Below are 12,767 nucleotides of genomic sequence, written 5' to 3'. Positions count from 1 at the left end.
TCCGGAAGCATCGGGGTGGTGGCGGCGTGGTCGAGGTAAACCATGGTGGGCTCGATTCTACGAGCCGGAGCGGGGGCGCGTACCGGGCGCACGGAGGAGCCCCGTACCCGGTCCCTGCCCGCCCCCTGCCCACCCCTCTGCTTGGCCACTTGCCTTAGAGTGCGCTCCAACTCCTAGCGTTCAGGACATGAGCAACGCGAACGACACGATCAAGCAGGAGCGGTTCGAGTACGGCATGGAGGTGCTGAGCCGGATCGACGGCGAGGCGGGCGAGCGAGTGGTCGACTCGCTGGCCGATATCTCCCCCGAGCTCGGCCACCAGGTCGCCGCCTGGGCCTTCGGCGACATGTACGCCCGCCCCGAGCTGGCCCCCCGGGACCGGCAGCTGGTCACCCTCGGCATACTCACCGCCCTCGGCGGCTGCGAGCCGCAGCTCGAGGTGCACATCAACGCCGCGCTGAACGTGGGGCTCACCCCGACCGAGATCACCGAGGCGCTGCTGCACGCGGCCGTCTACTGCGGCATCCCCAAGTCGCTCAACGCCACCTTCGTCGCCAAGAAGGTCTTCGGCGAGCGCGGGCTGCTGCCCGGCGCCGACACCGACACCGACGCCGACACCGACGCCGACGCCCCGCAGAACAGCTGACGCAACAGCCTCGACAGGGCTGTCATGACCAATTAGCTTTTTGCTCATGACAGCCGACTGGACAGACTGGACGCTGGACCGTACCCACCGCAGCTCCTCCGGCGAGGTCCGCTGGGCCGCGCTCGGTGCCCCGGACCGCCCGCCGGTCGTCCTCCTCCACGGCACGCCCTTCTCCTCGTACGTCTGGCGGTCCGTCGCCCGCGCGCTCGCCGACCGCCACCGGGTCTTCGTCTGGGACATGCCCGGCTACGGCGCCTCGGAGAAGCACCCGGGCCAGGACGTCTCCCTGGCCGCCCAGGCCCGGGTCTTCACCGAGCTGCTGGACCACTGGGGGCTGGCCGGGGGCGAGCGGGCGCCGTCCGTCGTCGCCCATGACTTTGGCGGCTGCGTCGCCCTGCGCGCCCATCTGCTGCACGGCGCGCACTACCGCCGACTGGCCCTCGTCGACCCGGTGGCCCTGGCCCCCTGGGGCTCGCCCACCTACCGGCTGCTCGGCGAGCACGCCGAGGTCTTCGAGCGGCTGCCGCCCGGGCTGCACCGGGCTCTGGTGCGGGAGTACGTCGCCTCGGCCAGCGGTCCCGGGCTGCACCCGGCGGTCCTGGACCGGCTCGTCGAACCGTGGTGCGACGGGGAGGGGCAGGCCGCGCTCTACCGGCAGATGGCGCAGAACGACCAGCGCTTCACCGACGAGATCCAGGGCCGCTACGGCGAGCTCGACCTGCCCGTCCTGGTCTGCTGGGGCGCCGCGGACAGCTGGATTCCGCCGGAGCGGGGGCGGGAGCTGGCGGCCCTGATCCCCGGTGCGCGGCTGCGGCTGTTCGAGGGCGCGGGCCATCTCGTCCAGGAGGACGCCCCGGCCGAGCTCACGGCCGCGCTGCTGGGCTTTCTCGGCGAGTAGGCACGTCGCGGCGGCGGCGGAGGTTGTAGGCACGTCTCGCGGACGCGGCGCCGCGTCACGGAGCGGCGCCTCATCGTGGGCGCGGCGCCGCGTCGGGGGGCTCAGCCCCGCATGTGCAGCAGCTTCGTGGCCAGCAGTGCGATGTGCTTACGCCACTCCGCGAGCGCCGCGTCCCGCTCCTCGGCGGCCTCGGCCGGGCCGGTCTGGGTGAGGATGAGGCGGGCGCCGTGGCCCGTGCCGACGGTCAGCTGCCACCGGACCCGGCCGACCGGGCGGCCGCCGAGGAGCCAGTCGTAGGCGAGCTCGCGGGGCGCGGTCACGTCCGCGACCGGGCCGGGCGGGACCGCGTCCGTACGGAATCCGATCGGCACCGCGCCGCCCACCACGGGCTCCTCGGCGCCGGCCGGTCCGGTCAGCGCCTGCCACACCGTCTCGGCCGGACGGACCAGCTGCCGCTCGAACCGCAGCCGCCAGCCGTCCTCGGTGGTCTCGACGACCCCCTCGGCCAGTCCGAACGCCTCGACATAGCGCTCGTGCAGCTCGGCCGTGTCCGCCGCGATCCCGTTCTTCTCGCCGTTCAGCAGGGTGGCCAGCGCCGAGACGCAGGTGTGCCAGCCGGAGGCGAAGCTGGCCGCGCCGAAGCGGTCGCGGAAGGTGTGGGTGAGGGTCAGCGCGCTGCCGTCGGCCTCGGGGCGCAGCTCCCAGCGGAGCAGGTCGTCGCCCCAGGTGAAGGCGAAGACGCGCGGCGGGTCGAGCTCCGTGACGGCCCCGTGCGTGTCCGGTACGTCATGCCCGGGGAAGACGAAGTCGATCCGCCCGCCGACCCGCGGCTCCAGCCGGACCTCGGCGGGGAACCAGTGGGCCATCAGGGCGGGCTCGGTCAGGGCCCGCCAGACCTCCTCCGGCGGATGGCCGATCCGCCGCTCCAGACGCAGGGCGGAGCGGCCGCCCTCGGTCGAGCTCAGGGTGTCCTTCACCGCGCATCTCCCCTTTTTTTCGGGGCTCGGTTATCCCCCAGCCACCGCTGGGAGGTGCCCCCGCCCAGACGGCAGCGGCCCCGATAGTCGCCATACAACCACGGTGAACGCTGCCGGGGCTGACCGCGCCCTGAGCCGCCGCTGAGGGGACTCCTGCCGCGCCCTGACAGCCCGCTCGGTCAGACCCCGCTCGGTCAGACCTCCTCGGCCGCCGTGCTGCGCCGGTTCCAGGCGCGCGGGGCGCGCCACCCGAACCGCATCGCCATCAGCCGGATCAGGAACGCCACGGTGGCCGCGAGGGCGCTGGTGCCCCCGTTCAGCGCGTCGAATTGGATGAGGAGCGCCGCGATCGTCGCGCCCACGATGGCTGGGACCGCGTACAGACCGCGGTCCCAGCGCAGCACCGAGGGCACGTCGTGGGCGAGCAGGTCGCGCAGCACACCGCCGCCGATCGCCGTGGTCATGCCGAGGACGGCGCAGAAGGTGAGGCCGAGCCCGTGGTCGTACGCCTTCATGGTGCCGGTGACGCAGAACAGCCCGAGCCCGGCCGCGTCGAAGACGCCCACCGCCGCCGTGATCCGCTCCACCTCGGGGTGGAGGAAGAAGACGATGACGGTGGCGATGAGCGGGGTGAGGAAGTAGCCGAGATCGGTGAAGGCGGCCGGCGGCACGGCGCCGATGACCAGGTCGCGGAACACCCCGCCACCCAGCGCGGTGACCTCGGCGAGCACCGCCATGCCGAAGACGTCGAAGTTCTTGCGCACGGCGAGCAGCGCGCCGGATATCGCGAAGACGAAGATTCCGACGAGGTCGAGCGAGTGCTGGACGGACGGGCTGAACAGATCGATGAACACCCGACATTTTTACTCATCCGGTGTTCTCGCCCTCGGGCCGCTCCCCTGGCTGCTCTCTTCCCGGGCCCGTCCAGCCCGCTACTCCGCCTTCTTCTGCACCTTCGCCGCCGCCTCGGGCCCGGCCTTCTCCGCCGGCGCCTGGTCGGAAGCGTTCTCCGGGTGGTGGCAGGCCACCTGGTGCCCGGTCGCCAGGGCGATCAGCGGCGGCTCCTGCTGCTTGCACACCTCGGTCGCCTTCCAGCACCGGGTGTGGAAGCGGCAGCCGGACGGCGGCGAGATCGGCGAGGGCACATCGCCCTGGAGCAGGATCCGCTCACGCTTGCCGCGCCGCTTGGGGTCCGGCACCGGCACCGCCGAGAGCAGCGCCTTGGTGTACGGGTGCATCGGCCGCTCGTACAGGTCCTTGCGGTCCGCCAGCTCGACGATCTTGCCGAGGTACATCACCGCGATCCGGTCCGAGACATGCCGGATGACCGACAGGTCGTGCGCGATGATCACATACGTGAGGCCGAGCTCGTCCTGGAGGTCGTCCAGCAGGTTGACCACCTGGGCCTGGATCGATACGTCCAGCGCCGAGACCGGCTCGTCCGCGACGACCAGCTTGGGCCTGAGCGCGAGCGCCCGGGCGATGCCGATGCGCTGGCGCTGGCCGCCGGAGAACTCGTGCGGATAGCGGTTGTAGTGCTCGGGGTTGAGGCCGACCACCGACAGCAGCCGCTGCACCTCGGCCTTGATGCCGCCCTCCGGCTTGACCCCCTGGAGCCGGAAGGGCGCACTGACGATGGTGCCGATCGTGTGCCGGGGGTTCAGCGAGGAGTACGGGTCCTGGAAGATCATCTGCACATCGCGGCGCATCGGCCGCATCCCGGCGGTGCCGAGGTGTGTGATGTCCTTGCCCTCGAACTCGATCTTCCCGCGGGTGGGTTCCAGCAGCCGGGTGATCAGCCGTCCCATGGTGGACTTGCCGCAGCCCGACTCGCCCACCACGCCCAGGGTCTCCCCCGGCCGTACGTCGAAGTCCAGGCCGTCCACCGCCTGCACCGCGCCGGCCTGCCGCTGCAGCAGCCCCTTCTTGATGGGGAAGTGCTTGACCAGGCCGGACACCTTGAGCAGGGGTTCGGGGGTGGTGGTCGCCTGCTCCGGGACCGTCATCTTCGGATCCTTCGTGTCCGTCACAGCTTCGGCGCAATCTCTTCGGTCCAGATCCGCGTGCGCTCCTCCTGCGTCATATGGCACGCGGAGAAGTGGTTGCCGCTCCCGGCCTCACGCAGCTCCGGCCGCTCCGTGCGCGTGATGTTGTCCTTGGGCACATCGGCGTACGGGCAGCGCGGGTGGAAGGCACAGCCGGACGGAATATTGATCAGGCTGGGCGGGGAGCCCTTGACCGGGATGAGGCGCTCGGTCTGGTCGCGGTCGATACGCGGCATCGAGCCGAGCAGGCCCCAGGTGTAGGGGTGCTGGGGCTCGTAGAAGACCTTCTCGGCCGGACCGCGCTCGACGCAGCGCCCGCCGTACATCACCAGGAGGTCGTCGGCGAGCTCGGCGACGACGCCCAGGTCGTGGGTGATGATGATGACCGCGGAGCCGAACTCCTTCTGCAGATCCCGGATGAGGTCGAGGATCTGCGCCTGCACGGTGACGTCCAGGGCGGTGGTCGGCTCGTCGGCGATCAGCAGCTCGGGGTTGTTGACCAGCGACATCGCGATCATCGCGCGCTGCCGCATACCGCCGGAGAACTCGTGCGGATAGCTGTCCACCCGCTTGTCCGGCTGCGGGATGCCGACGCGGTCCAGCATCTCGACGGCGCGCTTGCGGGCCACGTCCTTGGTGACGTCGTGGTGGACCCGGTACGCCTCGCTGATCTGGCGGCCGATGGTGTAGTAGGGGTGCAGTGCGGACAGCGGATCCTGGAAGATCATCGCGATCTCACGGCCGCGCAGCTTGCGCACCTCGTCCGGGTCGGCGCCCAGCAGCTCCTGCCCGTTCAGCCAGATCTCACCGGAGATCTGCGCCTTGCGCCGGCCGTACTGTCCGGCGGTGTGCAGGCCCATGATGCCCAGCGAGGTGACGGACTTGCCGGAGCCGGACTCGCCGACGATGCCGAGCGTCTTGCCCTTCTCCAGCCGGAAGCTGAGCCCGTCCACCGACTTGACCAGGCCGTCGTCCGTCGGGAAGTGGACCTTGAGGTCGCGCACCTCGAGGAAGGCGGTGGGGGCCGGGGAGCCGGCCGCGGCCACCTCCCCGAGCGCGGTGCCGGTGGCCGGCAGATCGCCGGTCGTCTCGGGCTTGTCGAGCTTGGCGGGCTTGGCGGTCCCGGACTTTTCGATATCGGTCATCCGAGCCTCACTCGCGGGTCGACGACGGCGTACAGGAGGTCCACGATGAGGTTGGCCACCACGATGAACAGGGCCGCCATCAAGGTGACGCCGAGGATGACCGGCAGGTCCTTGTTGCTGATCGCGGTCACCGCGAGCCGGCCGAGGCCCGGCAGGTTGTAGGTGGATTCGGTCAGCACCGCGCCGCCCAGCAGGGCGCCGAGGTCCAGGCCGAGCAGGGTGAGGATCGGCGTCCAGGTGGAGCGCATGGCGTGCCGTCCGATGACGACCCGCTCCCGCAGACCCTTGGCGCGGGCCGTGCGGATGTAGTCCTCGCCCATGATCTCCAGCATGGTGGCGCGGGTGAGCCGGGCGTAGGTCGCGGCGTAGAGGAACGCGAGGGTGATCCAGGGAAGGATCAGGCTCTGGAACCACATGGCCGGATCGTCGGTGATCCCCTGGTAGTCCACGTCGACCCAGTTCAGTTGGTAGCTGAAGATGGCCAGGGAGAGCAGACCGGTGAAGTAGATGGGGAGCGAGACACCGGCGAGGGCGACGCCCATCGCCGCGCGGTCCCACAGGGTGCCCCGGCGCAGCGCGGAGACGACGCCGGCGGTGACGCCGCCGACCAGCCACAGCACACAGGCGCCCGCGGCGAGCGAGAGGGTGACCGGCATGGCATCGGTCAGCTGCGGCCACACCGCCTGCTCGGTGCGGAAGGAGTAGCCGAAGCAGGGCGCGGGGCAGTGGGTGACATCATTGCCGTTGGCATAGTCACGACCGGCAAACAGACCCTCGATGAAGTGCCAGAACTGCACCAGCAGCGGATCGTCGAGGCTCAGCTTCTGTCTGATGCCCTCGATGGCCTCCGGGTCGGACTGTTTGCCGACGAAGAGGAGCGCGGGATCGGAACCGGCCCACTTCGGGATCATGAAGAAGATGGCGAAGGTCGTGAGTGTGACGACCAACAGCATCATGATGACGGCGAACAAGCGCCGGATGACATATGCAAGCACTGTGCGCGGCCCGGCGGTGGCCCGGGAGCCCCCGATCAGGGGACTCCCGGACCACCACCCGCGGCCATCACCTGCCCTTCGGGCCTATACGGTTCGGCGATGGTGGGGTGTGACGGTCGCTTGGCGAACCATCACTTGACGACGCCGAGCTGGGAGTAGTCGTAACGGCCGTTGTAGGCCGCCGAAGAGAAGGCGTTCGTCAGCCGGGAGCTGCGCCAGGTGATGTTCTTCTCGTAGAGGAAGGGCATCTGCACGGCCAGGTCGACGATCTTGTGGTTGATCTCCTTGTAGGACTCACCGGCCTTGGCGGGGTCGGTCTCCTTGAGCGCCTTGTCGAAGAGCCCGTTGATCGTCGGGTCGTTGGTCTCGGAGACGTTGTAGTTACCGGTCTGCTGGATGAAGCGGCCGTCGATCAGCGGCTGCTCGAAGCCCTGGCCGGTCGGGAAGTCGGGGCCCCAGCCGGTCATGGACAGACCCAGGTTGCGCTTCTTCATCACCGAGGGGGAGCCGGTGATGCTCGCCGAGGAGGCACCGTCGATGTTCTCGACCTGGAGCTTGATGCCGACCTCGCCCAGCGCCGCCTGCAGCGCCTCGGCGGCCTTGACCTCGTTCGGCTGGTCGTTACGGGCGACGATGTTGGCGGAGAAGCCGTCCGGCTTACCGCACTGCTTCAGCTCGTCCTTGGCCTTGGCCCTGGCCGCCGCCATGGCCTCCTTGTACTTCTTGCCCGTCTTGCTGGTGCGCTCGATGACGCCGTACGGGTCGTACTCGTCCCAGCCCGCGATGCTCTTGGGGAGCATGGTGGTGGCGATGTCACCGGCGGCCTGCGGGCCACCGCGGATGGTCTGCAGCGACGTGTAGTCGGTGGCGTAGAAAACCGCCTTGCGGCAGTGGACGTTGTCGAACGGCTTGACCTTGGTGGCGAAGTCGACGTACCGGACGAAGCTCGTCTCGATGTTGTCGACGTTGTCCTTGTGCTGCTTGAGCGCCTCGCTGCGGCCGGCCTGGCCCATGCCGGTGGCGCTGAGGAAGACGTCGTAGTCGCCCTTGATCAGCAGCTCGTCGACGGCGTCGAGGTTGGAGTTGAGGGTCACCGTGACCTTGTCCGGCAGGGCCGGACGGATCGGGTCGGAGGCCTTCTTCCACTTGTCGTTGCGGACCAGGACCGCGCCCTTGCCCGGCTTGTACGACTGGACCTTGTACGGGCCGGAGGAGAAGGGCTGGTTGGTGTACTGGGCGCCCTTGTCCTTGGACGCCTTCACGGGCGAACCGGTGGGCATCGCCAGCATCTGCTCGAAGTCACCGTTGGGCTTGGGCAGCCGGAAGATGATGGTCTTCGCGTCCGGCGTCTCGATCGCCTTCAGGCCCAGCTTGTCCTTGGACTTGTCCTTGTACGGGCCCTTGTACTTGCCATCGGGGTCCAGGACCTGGCGCAGATAGGCCGGACCGCCGGAGATGAGGTCCTTGGCCCAGATGCGCTCGATGCCGTATTTGACGTCCTGGGAGGTGATCGGCGAGCCGTCCTCCCAGGTGATCCCGTCACGCAGGGTGTAGGTGTACGTCTTGCCGCCGTCGGTGATCTTGGCGTTGGACGTGGCCAGGTCGGGGACCAGCTCGTTGCTCGCCTTGCCCGGCTTGGGCGCATAGGTGACCAGTTGGCGCGCGTAGAAGCGCGAGAAGTCCCAGGCGAAGCCGTAGTACTGGCGCTGCGGGTCGAGCGAGTCGAAGTCCTGCTTGTTGATGAACTTGAGCGTGCCGCCCGTTTTGGTCGACGCGTTGGCGATGCCCTTCGTCGCGGCGTTGAACCCGGCGCCCTCGCTCTTGTCGTCGTCCTTGTTGCCGCCGCAGGCCGCAGTGGCCATCAGGGCCCCGACGACGACCGCCGCACCGGCGATCCGCCTACTTCTCGAGGAACGTAGGGGTTTCATTGTTTCGTGCAACCTCCGGGATATCGGTCCTTGGCACGGCGCCGGAGAACCATCGGGTGACCGCCGCCTGACAGGTGCGGCAGGGGCAGATTCGTTTCGGTGCGGCTGGGCCGCGGTCGCGCGGGGCGCCATCAACGCGTTCCCTTCGGGTCGAGGGCGTCTCGGACGCCGTCGCCGAAGAGGTTGAACGCCAGCACGGTGATGAAGATCGCCAGACCCGGAATGATCATGAACATCGGGTCGTCCTTGTAGGTGCCGACGGCATCGGAGAGCATCTGCCCCCAGGACGCGGTCGGCGGCTTCACGCCCGCGCCCAGGAAGCTGAGCGCCGCCTCGGTGAGAATGTTGGTGGGGATCATCAGCGTGGCGTAGACGGTGATGGGCGCGACCAGGTTGGGCAGCAGCTCCCGGAAGAGGATGTAGCGCCGGCCGGCGCCCAGGCTGCGCGCCGCCTCGACGTACTCCTTCTCGCGCAGCGACAGCGTCTGGCCGCGCACGATGCGGCCGACGTACGGCCAGCCGAAGAAGCCGATCACGGAGACCAGGATCGCGATGCGCACCCCGCTGCCGGACAGCCCCAGCAGATCGTTCGGCAGCACCGAGACCAGGGAAATGATGAACAGCAGCTGCGGGAAGGCCAGCAGCATGTCCATCACCCGGCTGATAACGGTGTCAACCCAGCCGCCGAAATACCCCGCGATGACGCCGAAGACAGTCCCCAGCACCACGGCGACGACCGCCGCGAGGAAGGCCACCAGCAGCGAGATCCGCGCGCCGTAGACGATCCGGCTGAAAACATCGCGGCCGTTGGACGGTTCGACGCCGAAGAGGAAGTCGGAGCTGATGCCACCCCAGGAGCCCTTCGGGGTGCCGAACAGCGGGTCGATCTCCTCCTGGTGGAACTCGTTGGGCGGGTGCCCCAGCAGGCTCACGATCAGCGGCGCGAAGACGGCCACCAGCACCAGGAGGAGAACCACGGCCCCGCCGGCCAGCGCCAGCTTGTCCCGCTTCAGGCGCATCCAGGCGATCTGGCGCAGCGACCTGCCCTCGACCGAGGCCTTGACTACATCCGCGGCGACATCGACGGGCGCGGCCGGTTCCGCATCCGTGCTCGTGCCGTGCACTGGTGCCGTCATCGTGGTGGGGACCCCTCTCGACCGGTGGTGACCGGCCCACGACCTGCCGCTGTAGCGGCGTGGTTCACAAACGCAGGTGAATGTGGTGCTCGTGGTGCGGAAGTTTAGTGAAGGGGAAGCGCGCACTACCCGCAGGTACGGACACTTCCCGTTGCGGGAGTCTTCATCGCGCTCGTGATCACCCGCCAGTCCATCCGGGCAATGGATGCCTAACCGTGATGTGGCGAGAGGTGTTCCGTTATCCGGACCGCAACTCCGCTCAGCGGTGCGGGCCGTCCGGTCAACGGGTCCGATGACGGGCGTATGACACAGGTGTTACCAGGTGCTCGGGGCGGGCCCGGACTGCCGGCCGCCCTGCTGCGGCGGATAGCCGTACGAGGGGGCGGGCTGGGCCGCCCCGAAGGCGTCACGGTTGAAGAACGGGCGGGCGTTGGCCCGCATCCACAAGGCCACCGGGTCGTACTCGTCGGACATCGCGACCGTGGAGACCGGCAGCCCGTCGGGCACCGCGCCGATCGACTGGCTCATCATCGCCCGCGCCGCCTCCACCCCGGCGGCGCCGCTGTCGAACAGGTCGAGCCCGATCGCCAGATACGGCGCGCCGAGCGCGGGCTGCACCCAGGCGCGGCGCAGCGACCGCACCGCGGGCGTACGATGCGCGTTCTGCCCCAACAGGGCGTAGAACTGCGGGATTTCGATGGCGGGCTCGCTGAGCCGCAGCGGCCCGGCGGGCAGCAGCTCCAGGCCGCAGGCGATTCGGCGCAGATCGAGCCAGGGGATGCCGACACCGCCGCCGGGGGCATGCGGATTGAGCCACAGGCCGTAGCGGTCGGGGAAGAGGGAGGACGCGATCTGGCGCCCGCCCACAACCTCATGGGCGCGGTTCCAGCCGCTGGCGGCGAGCTCCTGGGCGGAGGTCACACAGGGGGCGTAGCCGAGCCCGGCGACGTCCATGTTCCCGTACTGCGCGTCGGGCGAGCCGGGGGTGCCGTGCCACAGCAGCATCCAGATCTGGCCTTCGGCGAGCGCGTACAGCAGTGACTCGTAGGCGTCGTACCGGCCGGGAGCGACCTGCTGCAGCATCCGCTCGACGTGGCCGCCTCCCGCGCTCACCTGGGTCCGCCCCTCTCTCGGCCTGTCCACACACTTGGTCAGGGGCGCGCGACCGCGCCCCGACACCGGTCATCCAACCAGCTTACGGGCCCTTACAGTGGGCTCCCGGGCGACTCAGCGGTCACGGTCGTAGAACGGTCGCGCCCGTTCCCGCATCCAGTCCGCCACCGGATCCTGCGCGATGTCCAGCAGAACGAGCTGGACCGTCCACGGCAACGGTACGGCGCCGAGCGCGCGGCCGAGCGCTTCCACGGCGGTGGCCTGGCTCTCCGGGCCCGGAACGTCCAGTTCGACGCCGACGAACAGCGCGGGCGGCTCCCCCTCGACACTGGCCAGGGCGCGCCGGGCGGTCCGCAACCCGGCCACCTTGCCGAACTCGAGCCCGGCGGCCGCCAGGAAGTCGACCGGTTCGTCCTGCCAGTCCGGTTCGAAGAGGCGCACCCGGCCACCGGTGGCCGGACCGTCCAGCTCGCTGCGCCCGGCCCGGCACAGCTCGGCCACGGCCAGCGGCGGAAGCGGGACGCCGACGGGGCCGCCGGGGTTCACCGCGATACCGAGCTGGGGCGGCAGACCGCGGGCGAATTCGACGGCCGGGGCGACGGTGAACGCCATATGGGCGCCGACGATCTGCAGGAACTGCTGTTCCGAGCTGAACACCGGCACATACGCGCCGCCTTCGATCTCCATGGTGGGCAGGTCCAGGCCGTTGCTGTCCGGGCCGCCCCCGTTGGGCAGCGGCACCCAGATCCGGCTGCGGGCCAGGGTCTCGACGATGCGGGCACCGGCGCCGGGGACATCGACCGAGGCGACCAGCACCTCTTCCAGCTCATTGCCCGGAAACGCCGGAAACGCCGGAATCCCGGAAGACGCACCGTCAGAAAACCCGCCGTGAGCCAGTACTGGACCGTGCTGCTCCGGGATGCTCATTTCCGCTCAACCGCCATCTCGTCGGACCTGCACAAGCACCCTAACGGCTGCATCGCCGGGCGGCTTCGAGGGCCGTCGATCTCCACAGCAAATCCCCAGGTCGCGGGGGAGGCGACGACCGAACGTGGACGACTTACGACCACTTTCGACGACTCCAGAACGTAATCGTCGAGTTGCGTACGGTTTGCGCTCTTCGCACCGTGGTGTCGAGTACGCCCGTACGTCACCCACAGCGAAGGAAGGTCTCATGATCCGCGCCTCCCGCAAGGCCGAAGTCCTCGTCACCTCCGTCATGGCCGGCTCTCTTCTGTTCGGCACCGCAGGTCTGTCCGCGGCCGCAGCCGCCGGGTCCGGAGGCTCGGCCGGCGCCAAGGCCCCGGCCCCCACCCCAGCGGCACTCGCCGACACCCGGATGAGTCCCGCCCAGGTCCAGGCCATGCACGATCTGCGAACCCTCCTCGAGCGGGTGACCGACCTGGCCAAAGCGGTGGAGGAGGCCCCCAACGGGATGCTCTCCGAGGCCGACCTGATCAAGCACGCGGCGGCGATCGACAGCGCGGTGAAGGCCGCCCGCAAGTCCGCCGAGGCGGCCATGACTCCGCGGGCCGCTGCGCGCGTCCAGGAGAAGGCCCAGAGCAAGGCCCAGGACAAGGGACGGGACAAGGACCGGGAGCAGGCCCGCGACCTGATGCCGTCGGACGACCCCAACGAGGGCCAGAAGCAAGGCCAGAACCAGGGCCAGGACCAGGGCCAGGGCCAAGGTCAGGACCAGGGCCAGATCACCGTGCCGCCGCAGGCCGCCGATCAGGAGCAGGCCGGACAGGGGCAGGCCGCCGGGCAGGGACAGGCCCAGATGCCGCCGCTCACCCCCCAGGCCCAGCCCACCGACGTCTCGACCGACCCGCTGGACGCACTGCAGCGGGCGATCGACGACCTGCTGGACGCCATCGCCGCCGG

11 protein-coding genes and 1 pseudogene are annotated in these 12,767 nt (G+C 69.6%); 3 read left to right on the top strand and 9 right to left on the bottom strand.

Features of this window, described 5'->3' with window-relative positions; genetic code table 11:
* The first annotated feature begins 187 nt into the window (after nt 1-187).
* Nucleotides 188-646, top strand: a complete 459-nt coding sequence (locus CCN51_RS48290) for a carboxymuconolactone decarboxylase family protein (protein ID WP_014176196.1) — start codon at nt 188-190, stop codon at nt 644-646.
* Nucleotides 647-692: 46 nt separating this feature from the next.
* Nucleotides 693-1,544: an alpha/beta fold hydrolase gene (locus CCN51_RS48285; RefSeq protein WP_014176197.1), complete on the top strand. Its 852-nt coding sequence runs from the start codon at nt 693-695 to the stop codon at nt 1,542-1,544.
* Between the two features lie 101 nt (nt 1,545-1,645).
* On the opposite strand, the gene CCN51_RS48280 is transcribed toward CCN51_RS48285, so the two are convergent.
* From CCN51_RS48280 to CCN51_RS48240, 9 genes are all read right to left on the bottom strand, one after another.
* Nucleotides 1,646-2,521: an SRPBCC family protein gene (locus tag CCN51_RS48280; protein WP_014176198.1), complete on the bottom strand. Its 876-nt coding sequence runs from the start codon at nt 2,519-2,521 to the stop codon at nt 1,646-1,648.
* A 194-nt stretch (nt 2,522-2,715) separates the two neighbouring features.
* On the bottom strand, nt 2,716-3,375 hold the full coding sequence (locus tag CCN51_RS48275; RefSeq protein WP_014176199.1) for a trimeric intracellular cation channel family protein: 660 nt from the start codon (nt 3,373-3,375) through the stop codon (nt 2,716-2,718).
* Between the two features lie 78 nt (nt 3,376-3,453).
* Nucleotides 3,454-4,527, bottom strand: a complete 1,074-nt coding sequence (locus CCN51_RS48270) for an ABC transporter ATP-binding protein (RefSeq protein WP_043486702.1) — start codon at nt 4,525-4,527, stop codon at nt 3,454-3,456.
* 20 nt (nt 4,528-4,547) lie between these two features.
* On the bottom strand, nt 4,548-5,711 hold the full coding sequence (locus CCN51_RS48265) for an ABC transporter ATP-binding protein (RefSeq protein ID WP_014176201.1): 1,164 nt from the start codon (nt 5,709-5,711) through the stop codon (nt 4,548-4,550).
* Complete coding sequence (locus CCN51_RS48260) at nt 5,708-6,682, bottom strand: ABC transporter permease (protein ID WP_014176202.1); 975 nt, start codon at nt 6,680-6,682, stop codon at nt 5,708-5,710. Before CCN51_RS48260 ends, CCN51_RS48265 begins: the two co-directional genes overlap by 4 nt.
* Nucleotides 6,683-6,837: 155 nt before the next feature.
* Entirely contained in the window at nt 6,838-8,634 is a 1,797-nt protein-coding gene (locus tag CCN51_RS48255) for an ABC transporter substrate-binding protein (RefSeq protein ID WP_043486706.1), read from the bottom strand.
* Between the two features lie 131 nt (nt 8,635-8,765).
* Complete coding sequence (locus tag CCN51_RS48250; RefSeq protein ID WP_043486709.1) at nt 8,766-9,770, bottom strand: ABC transporter permease; 1,005 nt, start codon at nt 9,768-9,770, stop codon at nt 8,766-8,768.
* 315 nt (nt 9,771-10,085) lie between these two features.
* The gene (locus tag CCN51_RS48245) at nt 10,086-10,853 is read right to left on the bottom strand and encodes an enhanced serine sensitivity protein SseB C-terminal domain-containing protein (RefSeq protein WP_014176205.1); all 768 of its coding nucleotides are present in this window, start codon (nt 10,851-10,853) and stop codon (nt 10,086-10,088) included.
* 144 nt (nt 10,854-10,997) lie between these two features.
* Entirely contained in the window at nt 10,998-11,810 is an 813-nt protein-coding gene (locus tag CCN51_RS48240; RefSeq protein WP_078610440.1) for an enhanced serine sensitivity protein SseB, read from the bottom strand.
* 247 nt (nt 11,811-12,057) lie between these two features.
* Here CCN51_RS48240 and CCN51_RS56210 point away from each other — a divergent pair.
* Nucleotides 12,058-12,767 (top strand): annotated as a pseudogene (locus CCN51_RS56210) (hypothetical protein); the annotation flags it as partial.

Source organism: Streptomyces milbemycinicus (genome assembly GCF_002154605.1).
Classification (GTDB): Bacteria; Actinomycetota; Actinomycetes; order Streptomycetales; family Streptomycetaceae; genus Streptomyces; species Streptomyces milbemycinicus.
Note: the sequence above shows the minus strand (reverse complement) of the source record. Positions and strands in the feature narration are given on the sequence as shown.

Coding starts and splice junctions, on each gene's coding strand:
- CCN51_RS48290 (WP_014176196.1), top strand. CDS start 188: ATGAGCAACGCGAACGACACGATCAAGCAGGAGCGGTTCGAGTACGGC.
- CCN51_RS48285 (WP_014176197.1), top strand. CDS start 693: ATGACAGCCGACTGGACAGACTGGACGCTGGACCGTACCCACCGCAGC.
- CCN51_RS48270 (WP_043486702.1), bottom strand. CDS start 4,527: ATGACGGTCCCGGAGCAGGCGACCACCACCCCCGAACCCCTGCTCAAG.
- CCN51_RS48265 (WP_014176201.1), bottom strand. CDS start 5,711: ATGACCGATATCGAAAAGTCCGGGACCGCCAAGCCCGCCAAGCTCGAC.
- CCN51_RS48255 (WP_043486706.1), bottom strand. CDS start 8,634: ATGAAACCCCTACGTTCCTCGAGAAGTAGGCGGATCGCCGGTGCGGCG.
- CCN51_RS48250 (WP_043486709.1), bottom strand. CDS start 9,770: ATGACGGCACCAGTGCACGGCACGAGCACGGATGCGGAACCGGCCGCG.
- CCN51_RS48245 (WP_014176205.1), bottom strand. CDS start 10,853: ATGCTGCAGCAGGTCGCTCCCGGCCGGTACGACGCCTACGAGTCACTG.
- CCN51_RS48240 (WP_078610440.1), bottom strand. CDS start 11,810: ATGAGCATCCCGGAGCAGCACGGTCCAGTACTGGCTCACGGCGGGTTT.